Here is a 22,112-nt window from a genome sequence, read left to right on the forward strand (position 1 = left end):
ATGAACAGGTAAATTCACCACTTTGATCATCAGTAGAAAGTGAGGCAGCATTAGAATGAAAGCAACTGGAATCGTACGTCGAATTGATGATTTAGGCAGGGTAGTAATTCCGAAGGAAATTCGTAGAACTTTACGTATTCGTGAGGGAGATCCACTAGAAATATTTGTTGATCGCGATGGAGAAGTGATTTTGAAAAAATATTCTCCAATTAGTGAACTAGGTAATTTTGCAAAGGAATATACGGAAGCTTTATACGATAGCTTAGGACATAATGTGCTTGTATGCGATCGTGATTCTATTATCGCAGTAGCAGGCGCATCTAAAAAAGAATACTTAAATAAAAGTGTTGGCGATTTAATTGAGAAGACAATGGAAGAGCGTAAGTCTGTAATTATGACAGATGAAAGCGAAATTTCAATTATTGATGGAGTAACAGAAAAAGTGAGCTCTTATACAATTGGCTCGATTATTGCAAATGGAGATCCAATCGGAGCTGTCGTTATCTTCTCTAAAGAGGCTATTATAAGTGAAGTAGAGCATAAATCAGTAAATACAGCTGCAAGCTTTTTAGCGAAACAAATGGAGCAGTAGCGAAGTGTAATTTCTATAAGTAGCAATCTTTCCTAATTATGATATTTCTATTTGAGAAATTAACTACTTGGAGATATAAGTATATTGAACGAAGGTAGCGCTTTGCTACCTTTTTTCATTGAATATTTTTGCTGTTGAAAGAAGTCAGTGAATGTAAGGAATATGAAGGAGAGCCAGTTTTTCTTTGTGATATAATACGAGGGGTGAGAATAGAAAAAGGAGTTTTCTTGTATGGAAGCGAAGAAGTACCAAGCCTTTTGGCGTGGGGCTATTATATTAACAATCGCAAGTTTTGTTACGAAGGTATTAAGCGCTTTTTACCGTATTCCATATCAAAATATAGCGGGTGATGTTGGTTTTTATATTTACCAACAAATTTATCCGTTTTATGGATTTTGTTTGATTTTAGCTACTTATGGGTTTCCCATTATTATTTCAAAAATGGTCGCAGAAAGATTAGAACGAGGAAAACAAAAAGAAGCAGAAGAAATTATTTGTGTATCTTTTTGGTTTTTATTAGGAATTGGATTTATAGGGTTTTTCACATTATTCTTTGGGGCCGAAACAATTGCATCGGCTATGGGCGATATACATTTAGATAAATTATTACGTGTTATTTCGTTTTCATTCCTACTAATGCCATTTTTATCTGTAGCGAGAGGATATTTTCAAGGTTTCAATAATATGATGCCGACGGCTGTTTCGCAAGTAATTGAACAAACGATTCGTGTTTCTATTATTGTATTTTTATCACTATTCCTTATTGCTCATGGATTTGATTTATATACAGTTGGTGCGGGTGCCATGCTAGGTTCAATTGCAGGCGGGCTTATTGGGATTATCGTACTTTTACTTTATATGCGTCATGATTTCCATGCTATTTTCTTCAAAGGATGGAAGGGAATTAGAAATAAAAAAGGGATTGTTCGAATCCTTTTTTGGCAGGGATTAGCGATTTGTGTTAGTAATTTAGTCCTTATTTTTATACAAATGGCGGATTCTATTTCCTTGTATACTTTGCTTATTCGTGCGGGAGAGCAAGTTGAAAATGCAAAGGTACTAAAAGGTGTTTATGATAGAAGTATCCCACTTATGCAATTAGGTACTGTTGTGACAACTTCTTTCTCATTGTCACTTATTCCTATTATTACAGCGGCGAAAGAAAGAGGAGATCTTTCATTTATTCAAGAAAAGGTAAAGTTAGCAATGAAAATAACATTTGTTATTGGATCTGCAGCTGCTATTGGATTAACTTGTATTATTCAACCTACAAATATTATGTTGTTTGAAAATAGTGATGGATCAGATGTGTTATCGATTTTATCTTTATCTATTTTATTTAGTTCATTGTCAATTACAACTGCTTCCATTTTGCAAGGAGTGGGACAAACATTAAAACCAGCAATATTCGTTGTATTTGGAGGTTGTTTGAAGTTAGTTTTAAACTATATATTAATGCCGTATTTTGGTGTAAAGGGAGCTGCAATTGCAACTTTAGTTGCGCTTATTGTAATTGCCTTGCTAAATAGTGTGTTACTTATGCGAGCTGTATCGGAGCCGCTTATTGATAGGCGGAATATGTTAGGTGTAGCTATTAGTGGTATCGGTATGGGGTTTGTATTAATAATCTTTATGCGTATGTTGCGAATGTCCGGATTAGTAATTGATACAGGACATAGAGGAATTGCGACGCTTGAAGCGCTGTTAGGTGTAGCTATCGGTGGATTAGCATATATGTTTTTAATTTTAAAATTTCGTGTATTTACAAAAGAAGAATTAGGAACCGTTATGAAACAAGAGAAAAAAGAAGGTTCATTGAAGAAGAGTGGATAGAGGTGACTGGTTGTGAGTGGAATCATTACTATTTTAGGATTAGGTGCTGGTGAGTTAGATCAGTTAACGATGGGTGTATATCGAAAGATAAAAGAAGCAGACCATATGTTTGTTAGAACGAAGGAACACCCAGTTATAGAAGAATTGGAGAAAGAAGCTATAAAGTATACGGCCTTTGATAATGTATATGAGGCACATGATACATTTGAAATCGTATATGAAACAATTGCGAATACATTGTTAGAACAAGCTAAAGGCGCAGAAATTATTTATGCTGTTCCAGGTCATCCGCTTGTAGCAGAAAGAACAGTTCAGCTACTTTTGGAAAAAGGAGAAGCAGCAAATATTGAAGTGCGAATTGAAGGTGGACAAAGTTTCCTTGATCCGATGTTTGCAAGTCTAAAAATTGATCCGATTGAAGGGTTCCAATTAATTGATGCTACATCATTTGAAAGAGGACAATTAGAATTACGTCAACATTTAATCTTTTGCCAAGTGTATGATGCATTCGTTGCTTCAGATGTGAAGCTAACGTTAATGGAGATTTTGCCAGATGATTACGAAGTGTATATCGTAACAGCTGCAGGGACTTCATTCGAGCAAGTGAAAAAGGTATCGTTATACATGTTAGATCACGAAACAGAATTAAATAATTTAACGAGTGTGTATGTACCGCCGGTTAAGGAACGTGCGTCCTTATATCAGCAGTTTGATGTGCTTAGAGCAATTATTGCTGATCTTCGTGGACCGAATGGTTGCCCATGGGATAAAAAGCAAACTCATCAATCTTTAAAGAAATACTTAATTGAAGAAGCGTATGAAGTGCTAGAAGCAATTGATGAAGAGGATGATGATCATTTAGTAGAAGAACTAGGTGATATATTATTACAAGTTATGCTTCATGCCCAAATTGGAGAGGATGAAGGTTGGTTCTCTATAGATGATATTATTCGGACTTTAGCTGAGAAAATGGTTCGTCGTCATCCGCATGTGTTTGGGGATACGGATGTAAATAATGCTGATGAAGTGATTGCAAATTGGGAAGAAATTAAAAAACAAGAAAAGGGATTCGTGAAAGAATCTGTTTTAGCGGGTATTCCAAAAAGCTTGCCACAACTAATGCGTGCTTATGAAATTCAGAAGAAAGCTGGAAAGGTTGGATTTGATTGGGTTGATGTGCAGCCGATGATAGAGAAGGCCTTAGAAGAATGGCAAGAATTCCAACAAGAAGTTGTAAACATGGATGAGAAAAAGATGCTAGGTGAATTTGGTGATTTACTATTTGCATTTGTGAATATAGCTCGTCATTATAAATTAGATCCAGAAGAAGCGTTACGTTCAACTAATGAGAAATTTATGGATCGCTTTTTATACATGGAAGCAAAAGTAGCTGAAATGAATAAGGAAATGCAAGATTTATCATTAGAACAGTTAGATATTTTATGGGAAGAGGCAAAACAAACAGAGCGTTAATAGGGGGATTTGATATGCGTCTAGATAAATTTTTGAAAGTATCACGTTTAATTAAAAGAAGAACATTAGCGAAAGAAGTGTCTGACCAAGGAAGAATTTCGATTAATGGCCAAGTGGCAAAAGCGAGTTCAGATGTGAAGGTAGAGGATGAATTAACAATTCGTTTCGGGCAAAAAATAGTAACTGTGAAAGTAAATGAATTGAAAGAAACAACTAAAAAAGAAGATGCAGCAAACATGTATAGTCTCGTTCGTGAGGAAAAAGTGAAAGCGGAAGAAGGCTTGTTCTAAAATAGGTTAGCCCTTCATACATTACTATTAGCTAGTATAAAGCTATGGGGGGATTTTCGTGAATAATGGTTACTCACCTATGTCTTCTAATCAACAAAATGTTTCTGTAGAGCATGATATTATTATGCGTGGCAGGCGTGTAATCGACATTACTGGTGTAAAGCAAGTAGAGAGTTTTGATAGCGAAGAGTTTTTACTCGAGACTGTAATGGGTTTTTTAACAATTCGTGGTCAAAATTTGCAAATGAAGAATTTAGATGTAGAAAAGGGTGTTGTATCAATTAAAGGGAAAGTTCATGAAATGCTGTATATTGATGAGAACCAAGGGGAGAAAACTAAAGGCTTCTTTAGTAAGTTGTTTAAATGAGCCTAACAATTCAGTTGTATACAATGCTTTCGATGATTGGAATGGGTGCTTGGATTGGTGCTTCTTTAGATACATACCAACGGTTTTTAAAACGCCAAGAGCGTAAACGTTGGCTTGTATTTATACATGATATACTATTTTGGATTGTCCAAGCATTATTCGTTTTTTATGTATTACTGCGTGTAAATGAAGCCGAACTACGTATATATGTATTTTTGGCGTTACTATGTGGTTTTGCAGCATATCAAAGCTTATTGAAAGCACTATACATGAAGATGTTAAATTTTCTCATCTATATTTTTGTACAAACAACACAATTTTTTGTTCGAATTATACAGCTACTCATGATAAAACCTGTTATTATTATAGCACAGCTATTTATTGCATTTATATTATTCTTATTTCGTATACTGCTTTCAATTGGACATGTGTTATGGAAAATGGTGATTTGGATATTACTTTTCATATGGAAAGTTTTTTTCTCGCCTGTTCGGTTTATTGCTTCGCTCATATGGAAACTTCTCCCTAATCGTGTTAAACTTTTTATAATGAAGCATGTAGGGTTCCTGCAATATGTAGCAAAATTGAAGGGACATATCTTCCAATTATGGGTGCGTATAAAAAAGAAGTTAGGGGGACCTCGGAAATGAGGGAACTGAGACAAAGAACAATCGACAAACAGAGTCCAAATCCTGTTAAAGAACATATAATACAAACGGATGAGAACAGGAAGCGACTTTATCGCCGTTTAGCGGTTTTTTTTGTCTTTGCTTTTACAATTATTGCTAATATTAGTGTGACGTTTTATCAACAAAACAGTTCCATTAAAGCAAAAGAAGCAAAAGTTAAGGACATGAAAAAAGAACTGGATTCATTAACGAAAAAAGAAAAGAATCTAAAAGATGAAGTTCAAAAGTTGAATGATGAAGAGTACGTTTTAAAGATTGCTAGAAGGGATTATTTCTTCTCCGGAAAAGGGGAGATAATTTTTCCTGTTTCTAAGTAGAGTATGTCTTATTGACACTGTATTTTAGGATTATATATAATAAAGTAAAATTTGACTTTTTAACCACTAAGGAGGAGCATTTTTTTTATGTCAATCGAGGTAGGCAGCAAGTTACAGGGTAAAGTAACAGGTATTACAAATTTTGGGGCTTTTGTGGAGCTGCCAGAAGGCTTAACAGGTCTTGTTCATATTAGTGAAGTTGCTGATAATTATGTGAAAGATATTAACGATCACTTAAAAGTAGGCGACCAAGTAGAAGTAAAAGTTATCAATGTTGAAAAAGATGGCAAAATTGGCCTATCTATTAAGAAAGCGAAAGAACGTGAAAAAACAGAAGGAGATCGTCCACGCGGTGAATACCAACGTGGTGGTGATCAACAACGTTCTGGACGTCCACAACGTAATAATCGTTCTTCCAACAGAGATAACCGCGGTGGCGGTAACGAACGAGCTCCAAAAGAAACATTTGAGCAAAAGATGGCACGCTTTTTAAAAGATAGTGAAGATCGTTTAACTTCTTTAAAGCGTAACACAGAATCTAAACGTGGTGGCCGTGGCGCACGTCGCGGATAATAAGTCCGTTTAATTCTTAACATATAGAGAGGTACCCAGAGTAATTACTCGGGTACTTTTTTATGTGAGAGAATATATTTTTAAAAAAGTTTTTGAGATGTATTGACTTTAAAATATATCTGATGTAATATACTAATTGTCCGTTAAATACGACGACATGGCGGTGTAGCTCAGCTGGCTAGAGCGTACGGTTCATACCCGTGAGGTCGGGGGTTCGATCCCCTCCGCCGCTATATTTAATTTAACGGCCCGTTGGTCAAGTGGTTAAGACACCGCCCTTTCACGGCGGTAACACGGGTTCGAATCCCGTACGGGTCATCTAAAAAGATCATGCAAATTTGCATGGTCTTTTTTTGTTAAATATAAATTAAGACGTACAATACTTCTACAAAATCACCCTATATTTTCTGAACATTCTTTCAACTAACTTTAAATAAATTAAATACTATGTATATATGTAGATTTATTTCGAATAAAAAGTCGAACGATTATAAAAGTCAAAACTGTTGTTTTGACAAAAAAACCAATAATCATCTTTTATAATAACAGTAATTAAACTATGCAGGTGGTGTTAAAAATATGCCTAAAGCAGGAAGGAATACTATGAATACAAGTGCATTGGCGATGAATGAAAGTCAGCTTGGAACAATAAAGTGGACGAGTAAGTTGCGAATGAAGTTTGAAAAAGTTTTCTTTAGATGGGGATTCATTATTGCTGTTATTGGTTTTCTTTTGGGACGAGCATATATATTAACAAACATTTTACCGTTTGCATTGCCGTTTTTTGCTGCTGTTTATGTTATGAAGCGAGATAAAATGCCGCTCGCGTTCTTAGCCCTAATGGGGGGAGCACTTTCAGTTTCAATAGATAATTTATTTTTTACTTTTGCATCTATCTTTACCTTCTTTATTTATAATATCTTCTTTAGTCGGTTTACACGTAAAACTGTTGGACTTGTACCATTCCAAGTATTTATCTCCGCATTAACCGCACATTTAGTTGTTGTATATTTTGCACAGCAAACCGTCACCATGTATGATCTGCTCGTCAGTACGATCGAAGCGGGGCTTAGCTTCGTATTAACGATGATATTTTTACAAAGTGTTCCGCTTTTAGTGGAAAGGAAAGGGAAGCAACAAGCGTTAGAAACAGAAGAAATTGTTTGTTTAATTATATTACTAGCATCTGTTTTAACGGGCACAACGGATTGGTTTGTTTATGATGCTTCTATTCAACATATTTTCACTAGATATTTAGTATTAGTATTTGCCTTTATTGCAGGGGCAGCTACAGGGTCCACGGTAGGAGTTGTCACTGGGTTAATATTAAGTTTAGCAAATGTGGCGAGCTTGTCTCAACTTAGTCTCCTTGCTTTTTCAGGATTGCTTGGGGGATTGTTAAAAGAAGGGAAGCGTATAGGAGTTAGTTTAGGTTTATTAATTGGTACAAGCTTAATTACATTATATGTAGACAAGCAAACAAGTATTGTAACAACTTTAATTGAATCTGGTGTAGCGATTGTTTTCTTCTTATTAACACCGAAGCTTGTTATGGATCGTATTGCTAAATTTATGCCGGGTACACAGGAACATTCACAGGATCAACAACAATATTTAAGAAGAGTGCGCGATGTTACAGCAAACAAAATCAATCAATTTGCTAATGTATTTGCTGCTTTGTCTAATAGCTTTTCTGTATACGGGTATGTGGAGGAGGAAGATAAAGAAACAGAAGCTGATTTATTTTTAAGTACAATTACTGCAAAAACATGTCAAACATGCTTTAAGAAGGATCAATGTTGGGTAGTTAATTTTGATAAAACATACGATTATATGAAACAAATAATGAGTGAAACAGAAGAAGGAACGCTGCAGCATAATCGGAAGTTAGTTCGTGAATGGGACAAGCATTGTGTGAGAGGGAAGAAAGTAACGGATTTAGTAGCAGGTGAATTAGATCACTTCTATGAGGGGCAGAAATTAAGAAAACAAATGAAGGAAAATCGTAGAATTGTAGCGGAGCAATTACTAGGTGTATCAAAAGTGATGGAGGATTTCGCTAAGGAGATACAACGAGAAAGAGAGAACCATCAAGCGCAGGAGGAGCAAATTTTACAAGCGTTTCGTGATTTTGGTGTCGAAGTGGAGCATGTTGATATTTATTGTTTAGATAGAGGAAGTATTGATATTGAAATGTTGATTCCGGCTGCATCTAATGAACATGGGGAATGTGAGAAGTTGGTTGCTCCAATGCTTTCAGATATTTTAAAAGAGAATATCGTCGTTAAGCATGAAGAGAAATCCTCATATCCAAATGGGCACAGTTTAATATCATTTGGTTCAGCGAAGACATATTCTCTTGATACAGGATTGGCCACAGCTGCAAAAGGTGGTGGGTTTATTTCAGGTGATTCCTACGCGATGATGGATTTGAGCGTTGGTAAATATGCACTTGCGATTAGTGATGGTATGGGAAATGGACAAAGGGCTCATATGGAGAGTAGGGAAACGGTAAAATTATTACAAAAGATACTTCAATCAGGTATTGATGAAGAAATAGCGATTAAGTCCATCAATTCGATTCTTTCTTTAAGGACGACAGAGGAGATGTATACAACGCTTGACTTGGCTATGGTAGATTTGCGGGATGCGAGTGCGAAGTTTTTAAAGATTGGATCGACGCCGAGTTTTGTTAAACGCGGAAATAATATTTTGAAAATTGAGGCAAGTAATTTGCCGATGGGAATCATTGAAGATGTTGAAGTTGATGTGGTTGGTGAGCAATTAAAAACGGGCGATCTTCTTATCATGATGAGTGACGGCATCTTTGAGGGAGCGCAACATGTGGAGAATCACGAATTATGGATAAAACGTAAAATTAAAGAACTACAAACAGAGGACCCACAGGAAATCGCTGATATTATTATGGAAGAAGTAATTCGCTCTGGTGATGGTTATATAAATGATGATATGACTATTGTGGTGGCGAAAGTAAAGAAAAATATGCCGAAGTGGGCTACGATTCCAATAGTAGGAATGCAGGCGCAATAAAATAATCAAAAAACCTAGGTAGATGCCTAGGTTTTTTTGATTAAAAAGGTAATGTGATTACTTTTTTAAATATACAGGAGGGATGTAAGATAAAAATATGGATTTTGTACATCTTTTTTTTGCACAATGTTTGTAAAAGTTGTACCATTATATACAAGGTAACTAATGTTGTTGTTCTTGTTTAATGAAAGGTGATTGCGAAGTTGAAAGATGCATTTGTTGAAAAGGTAGATGACTTTGTAAAGAAGCATGATGTATTAAAGAAACATTCAACAATTGTTGTAGGGGTTTCTGGTGGTCCTGACTCTTTGGCTCTTTTATATTATTTGTTAGAAAAAAGGGCAGAAAAACAGCTAGAAATTGTAGTAGCACATGTGGACCATATGTTTAGAGGTAATGAATCTTATGAGGATTTACAGTTTGTACAGGGTCTTTGCAAAGAGCTAGGAGTTATTTGTGAAACGCTAAGGATTAATGTGTCGCAATATCAACAGCAATATGGAATGAATGCACAAGTTGCAGCTAGAGAATGCAGATATGCATTTTTGGAAAGAATAATGAAGAAATATGATGCGAGATATGTAGCTCTTGGTCACCATGGAGATGATCAAGTAGAGACGATTTTAATGCGCCTTGTACGAGGGAGTACTCCGAAAGGATACGCAGGAATTGCAGTGAAGCGATCTTTTCATAATGGATATTTAATTAGGCCGTTACTTGGGGTAACTAAGGAAGAAATTGTTGATTACTGTAATAAATTAAAAGTTATTCCGCGTATAGATCCGAGTAATAAAAAAGAAGTATATACAAGGAATCGATTACGTAAATATGTCCTTCCTTATTTGAAAGAAGAAAATCCACAAATGCATGAGAAATTTCAAAAATTTAGCGTGCAGATGCAAGAGGATGAGGCTTATTTGCAGGAATTAGCTTTTGAGAAAATGAATAAAGTAATTACAAAAAAAAGCGATAAACAAATTAGCTTATCAATTCCTGCCTTTGAATCCATGTCTATGCCTTTACAAAGAAGAGGGATTCAACTAATATTAAACTATCTTTATGAATATAAGATTCCATCTTCGCTTTCTTCTATACATATTGACAAGGTGATTGAATTTTTTAAGCGGGCACAACCTTCAGGTTCACTAGATTTTCCAGGTGGTTTGAAAATTGTTCGCACATACGAAGAATGTGGTTTTGGATTTAAACAAGAAATTGTTTCTCCTTTTTCGCAAGATTTATCAGTACCTGGGACAATTATATTGCCGAATGGGGATAAACTTGTAACAGAGGTGAGCGAAGATATACCGAGTAACATGAATGAAACAGTATTTGTTGCTAAGTATAATGATATATCGTATCCACTTCGTATTCGGTCTAGGGAAAATGGAGATCGCATGTCAATGCAAGGTATGGATGGTACAAAAAAGATAAAAGCTGTTTTTATCGAAGCAAAAGTACCAAAAGAAAAAAGAGAAGAATGGCCGATCGTTTGTGACGCAAGTGGAAATATTATTTGGGTACCCTTGTTGAAACGATCTGCGTTTGCTACTTCGAAAGAGCTAGCAAAGAAGGGTAAATACATGATTATTCACTACAAAAGCAAGGAGTCTTCCGGGAGGATAATGAAATGATGAATCAAGATATCGAAAAAGTATTAATTTCTGAAGAACAAATACAAGAAAAGGTGCACGAACTAGGTGCAGTTATTGCAGAGGATTACAAAAATACAGTACCTCTTGCGATTGGTGTACTAAAGGGTGCAATGCCATTTATGGCAGATTTATTAAAGAGAACAGATACATATCTTGAAATGGATTTTATGGCTGTATCTAGCTACGGTCACTCTACAGTTTCGACAGGCGAAGTAAAAATCTTAAAAGATCTTGATACTTCGGTAGAAGGTCGCGATATTTTAATCGTTGAAGATATTATTGATAGCGGTCTTACACTAAGCTATTTAGTGGATCTGTTTAAATATCGTAAAGCGAAATCTGTAAAAATTGTTACTTTATTAGATAAGCCAACAGGCCGTAAGGTTGATCTGAAAGCAGATTATGTTGGATTTACTGTTCCTCATGAATTTGTTGTAGGATATGGATTAGATTATAAAGAGCAGTACCGTAATCTTCCTTATGTAGGAGTATTAAAACCAAGTGTTTACTCAAATTAATTAAATATAGGCGTTACAATTGTATAGGAAATTTTTTTTATGTTACGATTTACTATAGTGTTTATGCCGTGAGAGGAGGTTAGGAATGAATCGTATCTTCCGTAATACCATCTTTTATTTACTGATATTCTTAGTAGTAATTGGAATCGTGAGCTATTTTAATGGTTCGACGCAAAAAACGACATCAGTTAGCTACGATAAATTCATTACTCAACTTGAAAAAGGTGAAGTGCGTAATGTGCAGCTTCAACCGAAAAATGGTGTGTTTGAGGTAAAGGGACAATTCAAGACTTCTAGCCAAGGAGAACAATTTGTTACTTATGCACCAAATACTGAGGAATTACAAAAGAAAATTAATGATAAAGCGCAAGGGGCTGAAGTTAAGTATCAACCAGCAGAAGAAACAAGTGCTTGGGTAACGTTCTTTACTTCTATCATTCCGTTTGTCATTATCTTCATTTTATTCTTCTTCTTATTAAACCAAGCTCAGGGCGGCGGTAGCCGTGTTATGAACTTCGGGAAAAGTAAGGCGAAGCTATACAATGATGAAAAGAAAAAAATTCGTTTCAGAGATGTTGCTGGAGCGGATGAAGAGAAACAAGAACTTGTTGAGGTAGTTGAATTCTTGAAAGACCCTCGTAAGTTCGCTGAAGTTGGTGCCCGTATTCCGAAGGGTGTTTTATTAGTGGGACCTCCAGGTACAGGTAAAACTTTACTAGCACGTGCTGTTGCAGGTGAAGCAGGCGTTCCGTTCTTCTCTATTAGTGGTTCTGACTTCGTAGAGATGTTCGTCGGTGTCGGTGCATCCCGTGTACGTGATTTATTTGAAAATGCAAAGAAAAATGCTCCTTGTATCATTTTCATTGATGAAATTGATGCAGTAGGGCGTCAACGTGGCGCGGGTCTTGGCGGTGGTCATGATGAGCGTGAACAAACGTTGAACCAATTGCTTGTTGAAATGGATGGATTCGGTGCAAATGAAGGTATTATTATCATCGCTGCGACAAACCGTCCTGATATTCTTGATCCAGCGTTATTACGTCCAGGTCGTTTTGACCGTCAAATTACAGTAGATCGTCCAGATGTAAATGGTCGTGAAGCTGTACTTAAAGTACACGCTCGTAATAAACCGCTTGATGAGAATGTCAACTTAAGAGCAATTGCAACTCGTACACCAGGATTCTCTGGTGCCGATCTTGAAAACTTATTAAACGAAGCTGCTTTAGTAGCTGCGCGTCAAGATAAGAAGAAAATTGATATGAGTGACATCGATGAAGCGACGGATCGTGTTATTGCAGGTCCAGCTAAGAAAAGTCGCGTTATCTCTGAAAAAGAACGTAATATCGTTGCATTCCATGAGGCTGGCCATACTGTAATTGGTGTTGTCCTTGATGAAGCAGATATCGTTCATAAAGTAACAATTGTCCCTCGTGGTCAAGCTGGTGGATATGCGGTAATGCTTCCGAAGGAAGATCGTTACTTCATGACAAAACCAGAGTTACTTGATAAAATCACTGGTTTACTTGGTGGCCGAGTAGCTGAGGAGATTGTATTTGGTGAAGCAAGTACAGGTGCTCACAACGACTTCCAACGTGCGACTGGTATTGCAAGACGTATGGTTACAGAATTCGGGATGAGTGATAAGCTTGGACCGATGCAATTTGGTAGCTCACAAGGTGGTCAGGTATTCTTAGGAAGAGACTTCCATTCAGAACAAAACTACAGTGATGCAATCGCGCATGAAATTGATGTGGAAATGCAAATAATTATTAAAGACTGTTATGCTCGTGCGAAACAAATTCTTACTGAAAAACGAGATAAGCTTGATATTATCGCGAAAACGTTACTTGAAGTAGAAACATTAGATGCAGAGCAAATTAATCATTTATATGATTATGGCAGATTACCTGAGCGTCCAACATCTTCAGATGATGTGAAAGTAAACATCAATATGAAGAAAGACGATGAAGATACAGAAGATAAGTAAGAAAAAAGGAGTGACAATAGTCACTCCTTTTTTTGTGAAATGAATTTAAGTGGCAAAAAAAATTGAATGAAACTATTATTAAAAATTGAAATAGAGAGTAATCTTTTTGTACAATGATGAGTATAGAAAAAATGATTATATAAGTATGTGTGATATGATGTTTTTATAAGTTTTATACATACTGCGCAAATATAGATTAAATAAGATAAGTGGTGAGAATATGATTTTTGTATTGGATGTAGGGAACACAAATGCGGTACTAGGTGTGTTTGAAGAGGGAGAACTTCGTCAGCATTGGCGCATGGAAACAGATCGTCATAAAACAGAAGATGAGTATGGGATGCTTGTAAAGCAGTTACTTGAGCATGAAGGTCTTTCTTTTGAAGATGTGAAAGGTATTATTGTGTCTTCAGTCGTACCGCCAATTATGTTCGCTTTAGAGTGTATGTGTGAAAAGTATTTTAAAATTAAACCGCTTGTAGTGGGGCCTGGGATAAAAACTGGCTTGAATATTAAATATGAAAATCCACGTGAAGTAGGCGCGGACCGAATTGTAAATGCAGTAGCAGGAATCCACTTATATGGAAGTCCGCTTATTATTGTTGATTTTGGTACGGCTACTACATATTGTTATATTAACGAAGAGAAGCATTATATGGGTGGCGTCATTACGCCAGGAATTATGATTTCGGCAGAGGCTTTATATAGCAGGGCAGCAAAGCTTCCTCGTATTGAAATTACAAAACCGGGTAGTGTTATCGGGAAGAATACAGTAAGTGCAATGCAATCAGGTATTCTTTATGGATACGTTGGACAAGTGGAAGGTATTGTTAAGCGTATGAAGGAAGAAGCTAAGCAAGAACCGAAAGTTATTGCAACAGGTGGATTAGCAAAATTAATTTCAGAAGAATCAAATGTAATTGATATTGTAGATCCGTTTTTAACGTTAAAAGGTTTGTATATGTTATATGAGCGTAATGCAAATTTACAACATGAGAAGGGTGAATAAATAAGTATGAAAGATTATTTAGTAAAAGCGTTAGCGTTTAATGGAGAGGTTCGTGCTTATAGTGTACGTACAACAAATACAGTAAGTGAGGCGCAAAAGCGTCATGATACATGGAGAACAGCTTCAGCGGCACTTGGTCGTTCTTTAACTGCGGGTACAATGATGGGTGCTATGTTAAAAGGCGAGCAGAAGTTAACGATTAAAGTAGAGGGTAACGGCCCGATTGGTCCTATCTTAGTCGATGCTCATGCAAATGGGGATGTACGTGGTTATGTAACGAATCCGCATGTTGATTTTGAAGGAACGGAACAAGGGAAATTACGTGTATATCAAGCGGTAGGTACAGAAGGATTTGTAACGGTAATTAAAGATATCGGTATGCGTGAACCTTTTATTGGTCAATCTCCCATTGTTTCGGGAGAACTAGGGGAAGATTTCACATATTATTTCGCGGTTTCTGAGCAGACACCTTCTTCTGTAGGTGTTGGTGTTCTTGTAAATGGAGATGATAGCGTATTAGCGGCGGGTGGATTCATTCTTCAAATTATGCCAGGTGCGCAGGAGGAAACAATTTCATTTATTGAAGAGCGTCTTCAACAAATCCCGCCAGTATCACAATTAATCGAACAAGGTCTTTCTCCAGAAGAATTACTGTATGAAGTGTTTGGAGAAGATAAAGTGAAAGTGCTAGAAACAATGGATGTTCAATTTAATTGTACATGTTCACGTGAGCGTATTGAAAGTGTGCTAATTAGTTTAGGTAAAGCGGAGTTAGAACAAATTCGTGCAGAAGAGGAAGAGACGGAAGTTCACTGTCACTTCTGTAATGAACGACATAAATTCGCTAAAGAAGATATTACAAGTCTAATTGAGAAGTTGTAATAAAGAAGTTTTAGGTGGAGAATCAGCCGCCCAAATAGATTGACAAACAGGGAATTTTCTGACAAAATCTAAATATAGATAAAACCAATAAAAATACTCGGTGTTAGGAGTGACAGGAATGCGAGTGGCACAATCAGTTTCAGAATTAATCGGGAAAACGCCGATCGTTAAGTTGAACCGCATCGTAGAATCAGACAGCGCAGATGTATACTTAAAATTAGAATTTATGAATCCGGGGAGCAGTGTTAAAGATCGTATCGCGTTAGCTATGATTGAAGATGCTGAAAATAAAGGATTATTAAAAGAGGGCGATACAATCATTGAGCCGACAAGTGGTAACACAGGTATTGGCTTAGCGATGGTAGCAGCTGCTAAAGGATATAAGGCAATTTTAGTAATGCCAGAAACAATGAGTATTGAGCGTCGTAATTTATTACGCGCTTACGGTGCTGAATTAGTATTGACTCCAGGACCTGAAGGAATGGGTGGAGCAATTCGAAAGGCAACTGAATTAGCAGAAGAACATGGGTACTTTATACCGCAACAGTTCCAAAATCAAGCGAATCCAGAAATCCATCGTATAACAACAGGTCCAGAAATTGTTGAACAGATGGGGGATCAATTAGATGCGTTTATCGCAGGTATTGGTACAGGTGGAACAATTACAGGTGCCGGTGAAGTGCTGAAAGAAGCTTATAAAGATATCAAAATTTACGCGGTAGAACCTGCGGATTCACCAGTATTATCTGGTGGAAAGCCAGGACCACATAAGATCCAAGGAATTGGAGCGGGGTTTGTTCCGGAGACATTGGATGTAGAGGTATATGATGAAATTATTCAAGTGAAAACGGAGCAAGCGTTCGAATATGCGAGAAGAGTGGCTAAAGAAGAAGGTATTTTAGTTGGTATCTCTTCGGGAGCAGTCGTTTATGCAGCGACAGAAGTTGCGAAGAAATTGGGTAAAGGGAAAAAGGTACTTGTTATTATCCCAAGTAACGGTGAACGTTATTTAAGTACACCACTTTATCAATTTGAGTCCTAAGTGAATGTGATTTGAAAAGCATCCTTAAAAAAGGATGCTTTTTCTTTTTTGATTGGAAAAAGGAAAAGAGTGAATGACTAGAAAACTTCATGTAAAATAAGAAGTAGTATAATTAATTTATTTTCACTAGCCCTCAAGTATAATCATTCTCTATATAAATAATTTTATGTGGTTTGAGTTGATTGGCTTAAGAGGGTGGGATAACAGAAGACGGGGTGTTGATATGCAACGAAGAAAATCTTTAGCGCTTTCTATTCCATATCAGTTAGATTTCTTTAAGCAATATAAATTTCTTTCTCAGGATAAGCCGCAACATATTTTGTTAGAAAGTGGACGTGGTGGTCGTTATAATATTGTTGGGCTGGAGCCAGTAGCGGTAATTCAGGGTAAGAATGAGACGTTACATATAAGTGAAAGTGGTAAGGAAACAATAAAGCGAGGGAATCCGTTAGATTTAATGCAAGCGTATATGGAGAAATGGAAAACGGATTATAATCCGGAGTACCCACCTTTTCAGGGTGGGGCAATTGGATACTTTAGTTATGATTGTATCCGTTATATTGAAAAACTTTCTTCTCTTGCGAAGGATGATATTAATATACCTGACATATTCTTTTTGTTATTTGATGACGTGTTTGTGTATGATCAACAGGAGAGAGTATTATGGATTATTACGCATTATGTAGATGAGTGTGAAGAGGCAGAAGAACGATTAAATGAATGGAAGGGTCTTTGGATGAAAGAAGCCCCCGAAGTGACTATGCCGTTTGAATCTCCTGAAAAGAAAAATGAAGCAGTCGCTTTTACGGAAGAGGGCTTTATGAAGGCCGTTGAACGTATTCAAGAATATATTGGAGCGGGTGATGTGTTTCAAGTAAACTTGTCGACAAGACAAGAAAGAACATTACAAACACATCCACTAGAAATATATACAAGTCTTCGTGAAATTAATCCATCTCCATATATGGGTTACTTGGAGTTTGGAGATTTTCAAATTGTTAGTGCTTCGCCTGAATTGCTAATTAAAAAGCAAGGAAAAGAAGTGAGTACAAGACCGATTGCTGGTACGCGCTCTCGAGGAGCAAGTGAGCAAGAGGATGAAGAATTAGCGAAAGAATTAATTGAAAATGAAAAGGAAAGAGCAGAGCATGTAATGCTTGTGGATTTAGAACGAAATGACTTGGGCCGGGTTTGTAAATATGGCACTGTTGAAGTAGATGAATTTATGGTAATTGAAAAATACTCACACGTTATGCATATTGTTTCTAATGTGCGTGGTGAGGTGGAAGCAGATAAAGATGCTTTCGATTTGGTGAAGGCTGTATTTCCTGGTGGGACAATTACCGGTGCCCCGAAAATACGTACGATGGAAATTATTGAAGAATTAGAACCTGTTCGCCGAGGAATTTATACAGGGTCAATTGGTTGGATTGGTTATTCTGGAGATACGGAATTGAATATTGTAATCCGAACACTACTTGCTAAAGATGGACGAGCGCATGTGCAAGCTGGAGCGGGTATTGTAATTGATTCAAATCCAAAAAATGAATATAAAGAGTCGTTAAAAAAAGCAATCGCTTTATGGCGTGCAAAAGAAAGTAGCGAAGAAACGGTTAGGTGAGAGAAATGATATTAATGATTGATAATTATGATTCTTTTACATTTAATTTAGTGCAGTTTCTTGGAGAACTTGGACAAGAGCTTGTTGTTAGGCGTAATGATGAAGTGACTACTTCGGATATTGAGAATATGAAACCGGATTTTTTAATGATTTCGCCAGGTCCATGTAGTCCTAATGAGGCGGGGATCAGTATGGATGTTATTAAATATTTTGCAGGTAAGCTTCCGATTTTTGGGGTCTGTCTTGGACATCAATCAATTGCACAAGTATTTGGAGGGGATGTTGTCAGGGCAGAGCGTTTGATGCATGGAAAAACATCTTTAATGCATCATGATGGGCAGACGATTTTTTCTGATATCCCAAATCCATTTACCGCGACACGTTATCACTCTCTTATCGTTAAAAAAGAGACGTTACCGAATTGTTTAGAGATAACATCTTGGACTGAAGAAGGTGAAATTATGGCGCTTCGTCATAAAACGTTGCCGATTGAAGGGGTACAATTCCATCCGGAATCTATTATGACTTCTCACGGGAAAGAATTGCTACAGAATTTCATTCGCAAATATAGCCCAAGTGTGACATCGTGTTAATTTACGTAAATGGCGCGTATGTAGAAGCGAGTGAAGCGAAAATTTCTCCTTATGACCACGGTTACCTATATGGACTTGGGGTTTTTGAGACATTTCGTATTTATAATGGTCATCTCTTTTTATTGGATGATCATTATGAACGCTTAATGGATGCGCTCGATATGTTGCAAATCAAATGGACAATGACAAAAGATGAAGTGATGCTTATTTTAAAGAATCTACTTGTTAAGAATGGGTTAAAGCATGCATACGTGCGCTTAAATGTATCGGCGGGTATAGATGAAATAGGATTACAAACGGAAGTATATGAAGAACCATCTGTTATTGTTTTTATAAAACCTTTAGCAGCTCCAGGGAATGTAGTGGAAAAAGAAGGAGTTGTTTTAAAGCAAGTGAGAAATACACCAGAGGGTGCATTTCGCTTGAAGTCCCATCATTATTTAAATAATATTTTAGGGAAACGCGAAATTGGAAATGTTGTGAATAAGGAAGGTATTTTTCTTACCGAAACAGGTTATGTTGCAGAGGGTATTGTTTCGAATCTCTTTTTTGTTAAAGGAGATATTTTATATACTCCTTCATTAGAAACAGGGATTTTAAACGGAATCACTCGTGCGTTTATTATAAAGGCTGCTGAAGAGCTAGATATAGAAGTAAAGGAAGGTTTCTTTACAAAAGATGAATTGCTTTCAGCGGATGAAGTGTTCGTAACGAACTCTATTCAAGAGATTGTCCCCCTTTATCGTATAGAGGAGAAAGATTTCCCGGGTAAAGTGGGAGTGGTTACAAAAAGACTTATGGATCTTTATGGAGTGCAGAGAGAGAAATTGTGGAGCAGAAATGAATTGCGAAGAGGAGATGTGTAGTTTGAAGTGGGATTATGATTTGCGCTGCGGCGAATATACATTGAACTTAAATGAAAAGACATTAATTATGGGGATTTTAAATGTAACGCCAGATTCATTTTCTGATGGTGGGAGTTACAATGAAGTAGATGCTGCGGTGCGACATGCGAAAGAAATGAAAAGTGAAGGTGCCCATATTATTGATATTGGCGGCGAATCTACCCGCCCGGGTTTCGCTAAAGTTTCAGTAGAAGAGGAAATAAAGCGAGTTGTTCCTATGATTCAGGCGGTGTCAAAAGAAGTAAAGCTACCTATTTCTATTGATACGTATAAAGCTGAGGTTGCGAAACAAGCGATTGAAGCTGGTGCTCATATTATTAATGATATTTGGGGAGCGAAGGCGGAACCGAGGATTGCTGAAGTTGCAGCCTATTATGATGTGCCCATTATCTTAATGCATAACCGAGATAATATGAATTACCGCAATTTAATGGCCGATATGATTGCTGATTTGTATGAAAGTATTAAAATTGCTAAAGATGCTGGTGTGCGAGATGAGAATATTATTTTAGACCCAGGTATCGGTTTTGCGAAAACACCTGAGCAAAATTTAGAAGCGATGCGCAATTTAGAACAGTTAAATGTACTGGGTTACCCAGTTCTCTTAGGTACTTCAAGAAAGTCCTTTATTGGCCATGTGTTAGATTTACCAGTGGAGGAACGTCTTGAAGGAACGGGAGCTACCGTTTGTCTTGGTATTGAAAAGGGCTGTGAGTTTATCCGTGTTCATGATGTGAAAGAAATGGCGCGTATGGCTAAGATGATGGACGCGATGATTGGTAAGGGGGTAAAGTAATTGGATAAAATTTATATCCATGATATGGAGTTTTACGGTTATCATGGTGTATTCCCAGAAGAGAATAAATTAGGTCAAAGATTTAAAGTAGATTTAACGGTGGAGTTGGATTTAAAACGCGCAGGAGAAAGTGACGACTTAGAGCATTCTGTCAATTACGGGGAACTTTTTGAGCTGTGTAGAAAAGTTGTTGAAGATAGAACGTATAAGCTTGTAGAGAGTATCGCTGAAAATATCGCTATAGATATATTGAAACAATATGAGAGTATTTCACGGTGTACAATTAAGGTAATTAAACCGGATCCGCCGATACCAGGACATTATCGTGCTGTAGCGGTAGAAATTACGAGAGAGCGTCCATGAATAATATAGCGTACATTGCATTAGGTTCCAATATTGGGGAGCGTTATACTTATTTAACTGAAGCAATTCAGTTTTTAAATAAAAACCAGCATATCCAAGTTGATGATGTTTCGTCTGTATATGAAACTGATCCGGTTGGCTATACTGACCAAAATTGCTTTTTAAATTTAGTTATAAAAATTTCTACCAATTTATCACCGCAAGAATTATTGAAAGTAACACAAAGGGTAGAGAATGACCTAGGAAGAAAAAGGGAAATTAGATGGGGCCCGAGGACCATCGACCTTGACATTTTACTATATAATCAAGAAAATATTGAAGCAGAGAATCTGATTGTTCCGCATCCGCGGATGTTCGAAAGAGCTTTTGTTATCGTTCCGTTGTTAGAAATCAATCAAGATATAAAACAAGATATTTCACGTTCACAAGTAGAAGAAATGAAAAGGCGAGAGGGAGTAACGGTATGGAAGCAGAAAAATGGGGAAGACGCATTCGTGCTTTTCGAAAGCTAAAAGGCTATACGCAAGAAGGTTTTGCGAAAGAATTAGGGGTATCTGTATCGGTTTTAGGTGAAGTTGAGAGGGGCAATAGATCACCTTCCCAAGATTTTGTAGTAGAAGTCGCTAAAACATTAAACGTTTCAATAGACGAATTGATGCCAAAGTGACCGTAAAGGAAGGAGTAAGTCGGGTGTTAAAGATTGCAAATATTGAGATGAAAAATCCAGTTGTACTAGCACCGATGGCGGGAGTGTGTAACTCTGCATTCCGTTTGACGGTAAAAGAATTTGGTGCAGGTTTAGTTTGTGCTGAAATGGTAAGTGATAAGGCAATATTACTTAATAACAAAAGAACATTAGATATGCTATATATCGATGAGAGAGAAAAGCCATTAAGTTTACAAATTTTTGGTGGAGAGAAAGAAACTCTTGTAGATGCTGCGAAATACGTAGATAAATATACGACAGCAGACATTATTGATATTAATATGGGGTGCCCAGTACCGAAAATCACTAAGTGTGATGCGGGAGCAAAGTGGCTTTTAGACCCAAATAAAATATATGAGATGGTAGCGGCGGTTGTAGATGCTGTTGAAAAGCCAGTTACAGTTAAAATGCGTATTGGTTGGGATGAAGAACATATTTTCGCAATAGAAAATGCTAGAGCTGTTGAGCGTGCTGGTGGACAAGCGATAGCGGTCCATGGGCGTACACGAGTGCAAATGTATGAAGGTAAAGCGGATTGGAATATTATTAAACAAGTAAAGCAGGCTGTGAATATTCCGGTTATCGGAAATGGTGATGTCGAAACACCACAAGATGCAAAGCGTATGCTTGATGAAATTGGTGTAGATGGTGTTATGATTGGTCGCGCTGCTCTTGGAGATCCGTGGATGATTTATCGTACGGTAAAGTATTTAGAGACAGGTGAGTTAATGCCGGAACCAACAGTGCGTGAGAAAATTGATGTATGTATGTTGCATCTAGATCGTCTTATCGATTTAAAGAACGAAAATGTTGCCGTAAGAGAGATGAGAAAGCATGCAGCTTGGTATTT

Annotated in this window: 23 protein-coding genes and 2 tRNA genes (1 of these 25 running past the window's edge); all 25 read left to right on the forward strand. The window is 36.9% G+C overall.

Annotated elements, in window-relative coordinates; translation table 11 throughout:
• Positions 1 to 55: 55 nt before the first annotated feature.
• Positions 56 to 592, forward strand: coding sequence for a stage V sporulation protein T (spoVT, locus tag MHH66_RS00305; RefSeq protein ID WP_002009670.1), 537 nt, complete (start codon positions 56 to 58; stop codon positions 590 to 592).
• Between the two features lie 231 nt (positions 593 to 823).
• Positions 824 to 2,425 (forward strand): putative polysaccharide biosynthesis protein, encoded by a 1,602-nt coding sequence (locus MHH66_RS00310; RefSeq protein ID WP_078185808.1) that lies wholly within the window; start codon positions 824 to 826, stop codon positions 2,423 to 2,425.
• Between the two features lie 12 nt (positions 2,426 to 2,437).
• Positions 2,438 to 3,898, forward strand: coding sequence for a nucleoside triphosphate pyrophosphohydrolase (mazG, locus tag MHH66_RS00315; RefSeq protein ID WP_002009675.1), 1,461 nt, complete (start codon positions 2,438 to 2,440; stop codon positions 3,896 to 3,898).
• Positions 3,899 to 3,912: 14 nt separating this feature from the next.
• Entirely contained in the window at positions 3,913 to 4,188 is a 276-nt protein-coding gene (locus MHH66_RS00320) for an RNA-binding S4 domain-containing protein (protein WP_002009677.1), read from the forward strand.
• Between the two features lie 58 nt (positions 4,189 to 4,246).
• Positions 4,247 to 4,555, forward strand: coding sequence for a sporulation protein YabP (gene yabP, locus MHH66_RS00325; RefSeq protein WP_001059101.1), 309 nt, complete (start codon positions 4,247 to 4,249; stop codon positions 4,553 to 4,555).
• Positions 4,552 to 5,205, forward strand: coding sequence for a spore cortex biosynthesis protein YabQ (gene yabQ / locus MHH66_RS00330; RefSeq protein ID WP_002091573.1), 654 nt, complete (start codon positions 4,552 to 4,554; stop codon positions 5,203 to 5,205). Before yabP ends, yabQ begins: the two co-directional genes overlap by 4 nt.
• Complete coding sequence (gene divIC, locus MHH66_RS00335; protein WP_078185807.1) at positions 5,202 to 5,561, forward strand: cell division protein DivIC; 360 nt, start codon at positions 5,202 to 5,204, stop codon at positions 5,559 to 5,561. The genes yabQ and divIC overlap by 4 nt, the downstream gene beginning before the upstream one ends.
• An 87-nt stretch (positions 5,562 to 5,648) precedes the next feature.
• Positions 5,649 to 6,134: a S1 domain-containing RNA-binding protein gene (locus MHH66_RS00340; protein WP_002009683.1), complete on the forward strand. Its 486-nt coding sequence runs from the start codon at positions 5,649 to 5,651 to the stop codon at positions 6,132 to 6,134.
• A gap of 159 nt (positions 6,135 to 6,293) precedes the next feature.
• A tRNA-Met gene (locus MHH66_RS00345) sits at positions 6,294 to 6,367 on the forward strand.
• A gap of 13 nt (positions 6,368 to 6,380) precedes the next feature.
• Positions 6,381 to 6,452 (forward strand) — tRNA-Glu (locus MHH66_RS00350).
• A 261-nt stretch (positions 6,453 to 6,713) separates the two neighbouring features.
• A complete protein-coding gene (gene spoIIE / locus MHH66_RS00355; protein ID WP_002091571.1) occupies positions 6,714 to 9,185 on the forward strand; it encodes a stage II sporulation protein E in 2,472 nt (823 codons plus the stop codon).
• Between the two features lie 203 nt (positions 9,186 to 9,388).
• Entirely contained in the window at positions 9,389 to 10,819 is a 1,431-nt protein-coding gene (tilS, locus tag MHH66_RS00360; RefSeq protein ID WP_002191385.1) for a tRNA lysidine(34) synthetase TilS, read from the forward strand.
• Complete coding sequence (gene hpt / locus MHH66_RS00365) at positions 10,816 to 11,358, forward strand: hypoxanthine phosphoribosyltransferase (protein WP_002124550.1); 543 nt, start codon at positions 10,816 to 10,818, stop codon at positions 11,356 to 11,358. Before tilS ends, hpt begins: the two co-directional genes overlap by 4 nt.
• An 85-nt stretch (positions 11,359 to 11,443) precedes the next feature.
• Positions 11,444 to 13,345, forward strand: coding sequence for an ATP-dependent zinc metalloprotease FtsH (ftsH, locus tag MHH66_RS00370; protein ID WP_002091565.1), 1,902 nt, complete (start codon positions 11,444 to 11,446; stop codon positions 13,343 to 13,345).
• 220 nt (positions 13,346 to 13,565) lie between these two features.
• The gene (locus MHH66_RS00375; RefSeq protein ID WP_078185806.1) at positions 13,566 to 14,354 is read left to right on the forward strand and encodes a type III pantothenate kinase; all 789 of its coding nucleotides are present in this window, start codon (positions 13,566 to 13,568) and stop codon (positions 14,352 to 14,354) included.
• A 6-nt stretch (positions 14,355 to 14,360) separates the two neighbouring features.
• Positions 14,361 to 15,236, forward strand: coding sequence for a redox-regulated molecular chaperone HslO (gene hslO / locus MHH66_RS00380; RefSeq protein ID WP_078185805.1), 876 nt, complete (start codon positions 14,361 to 14,363; stop codon positions 15,234 to 15,236).
• Between the two features lie 118 nt (positions 15,237 to 15,354).
• Complete coding sequence (gene cysK / locus MHH66_RS00385; protein WP_002130221.1) at positions 15,355 to 16,278, forward strand: cysteine synthase A; 924 nt, start codon at positions 15,355 to 15,357, stop codon at positions 16,276 to 16,278.
• Between the two features lie 223 nt (positions 16,279 to 16,501).
• The gene (gene trpE, locus MHH66_RS00390) at positions 16,502 to 17,899 is read left to right on the forward strand and encodes an anthranilate synthase component I (protein ID WP_078185804.1); all 1,398 of its coding nucleotides are present in this window, start codon (positions 16,502 to 16,504) and stop codon (positions 17,897 to 17,899) included.
• A 5-nt stretch (positions 17,900 to 17,904) separates the two neighbouring features.
• The gene (gene pabA, locus MHH66_RS00395) at positions 17,905 to 18,492 is read left to right on the forward strand and encodes an aminodeoxychorismate/anthranilate synthase component II (protein ID WP_078185803.1); all 588 of its coding nucleotides are present in this window, start codon (positions 17,905 to 17,907) and stop codon (positions 18,490 to 18,492) included.
• Complete coding sequence (gene pabC, locus MHH66_RS00400) at positions 18,486 to 19,358, forward strand: aminodeoxychorismate lyase (RefSeq protein WP_078185802.1); 873 nt, start codon at positions 18,486 to 18,488, stop codon at positions 19,356 to 19,358. The genes pabA and pabC overlap by 7 nt, the downstream gene beginning before the upstream one ends.
• Positions 19,333 to 20,193, forward strand: coding sequence for a dihydropteroate synthase (folP, locus tag MHH66_RS00405; RefSeq protein WP_002091558.1), 861 nt, complete (start codon positions 19,333 to 19,335; stop codon positions 20,191 to 20,193). The genes pabC and folP overlap by 26 nt, the downstream gene beginning before the upstream one ends.
• Complete coding sequence (folB, locus tag MHH66_RS00410) at positions 20,194 to 20,556, forward strand: dihydroneopterin aldolase (RefSeq protein WP_078185801.1); 363 nt, start codon at positions 20,194 to 20,196, stop codon at positions 20,554 to 20,556.
• Positions 20,553 to 21,068, forward strand: coding sequence for a 2-amino-4-hydroxy-6-hydroxymethyldihydropteridine diphosphokinase (gene folK / locus MHH66_RS00415; protein WP_002138868.1), 516 nt, complete (start codon positions 20,553 to 20,555; stop codon positions 21,066 to 21,068). Before folB ends, folK begins: the two co-directional genes overlap by 4 nt.
• Positions 21,020 to 21,223, forward strand: a complete 204-nt coding sequence (locus MHH66_RS00420) for a helix-turn-helix domain-containing protein (protein ID WP_002009706.1) — start codon at positions 21,020 to 21,022, stop codon at positions 21,221 to 21,223. Before folK ends, MHH66_RS00420 begins: the two co-directional genes overlap by 49 nt.
• Positions 21,224 to 21,246: 23 nt before the next feature.
• A protein-coding gene (gene dusB, locus MHH66_RS00425; protein ID WP_063219511.1) for a tRNA dihydrouridine synthase DusB crosses the window boundary here: on the forward strand, positions 21,247 to 22,112 show its 5' portion. It continues 133 nt past the right edge of the window; only the first 866 of its 999 coding nucleotides appear in the window; its start codon is at positions 21,247 to 21,249; its stop codon lies beyond the right edge, outside the window.

The organism is Bacillus sp. FSL H8-0492 (assembly GCF_038006145.1).
Taxonomy (GTDB): Bacteria; Bacillota; Bacilli; order Bacillales; family Bacillaceae_G; genus Bacillus_A; species Bacillus_A mycoides.

Coding starts and splice junctions, on each gene's coding strand:
- spoVT (WP_002009670.1), top strand. CDS start 56: ATGAAAGCAACTGGAATCGTACGTCGAATTGATGATTTAGGCAGGGTA.
- MHH66_RS00310 (WP_078185808.1), top strand. CDS start 824: ATGGAAGCGAAGAAGTACCAAGCCTTTTGGCGTGGGGCTATTATATTA.
- MHH66_RS00320 (WP_002009677.1), top strand. CDS start 3,913: ATGCGTCTAGATAAATTTTTGAAAGTATCACGTTTAATTAAAAGAAGA.
- yabQ (WP_002091573.1), top strand. CDS start 4,552: ATGAGCCTAACAATTCAGTTGTATACAATGCTTTCGATGATTGGAATG.
- divIC (WP_078185807.1), top strand. CDS start 5,202: ATGAGGGAACTGAGACAAAGAACAATCGACAAACAGAGTCCAAATCCT.
- MHH66_RS00340 (WP_002009683.1), top strand. CDS start 5,649: ATGTCAATCGAGGTAGGCAGCAAGTTACAGGGTAAAGTAACAGGTATT.
- spoIIE (WP_002091571.1), top strand. CDS start 6,714: ATGCCTAAAGCAGGAAGGAATACTATGAATACAAGTGCATTGGCGATG.
- hpt (WP_002124550.1), top strand. CDS start 10,816: ATGATGAATCAAGATATCGAAAAAGTATTAATTTCTGAAGAACAAATA.
- ftsH (WP_002091565.1), top strand. CDS start 11,444: ATGAATCGTATCTTCCGTAATACCATCTTTTATTTACTGATATTCTTA.
- MHH66_RS00375 (WP_078185806.1), top strand. CDS start 13,566: ATGATTTTTGTATTGGATGTAGGGAACACAAATGCGGTACTAGGTGTG.
- hslO (WP_078185805.1), top strand. CDS start 14,361: ATGAAAGATTATTTAGTAAAAGCGTTAGCGTTTAATGGAGAGGTTCGT.
- cysK (WP_002130221.1), top strand. CDS start 15,355: ATGCGAGTGGCACAATCAGTTTCAGAATTAATCGGGAAAACGCCGATC.
- trpE (WP_078185804.1), top strand. CDS start 16,502: ATGCAACGAAGAAAATCTTTAGCGCTTTCTATTCCATATCAGTTAGAT.
- pabA (WP_078185803.1), top strand. CDS start 17,905: ATGATATTAATGATTGATAATTATGATTCTTTTACATTTAATTTAGTG.
- folP (WP_002091558.1), top strand. CDS start 19,333: ATGAATTGCGAAGAGGAGATGTGTAGTTTGAAGTGGGATTATGATTTG.
- folK (WP_002138868.1), top strand. CDS start 20,553: ATGAATAATATAGCGTACATTGCATTAGGTTCCAATATTGGGGAGCGT.
- MHH66_RS00420 (WP_002009706.1), top strand. CDS start 21,020: ATGGAAGCAGAAAAATGGGGAAGACGCATTCGTGCTTTTCGAAAGCTA.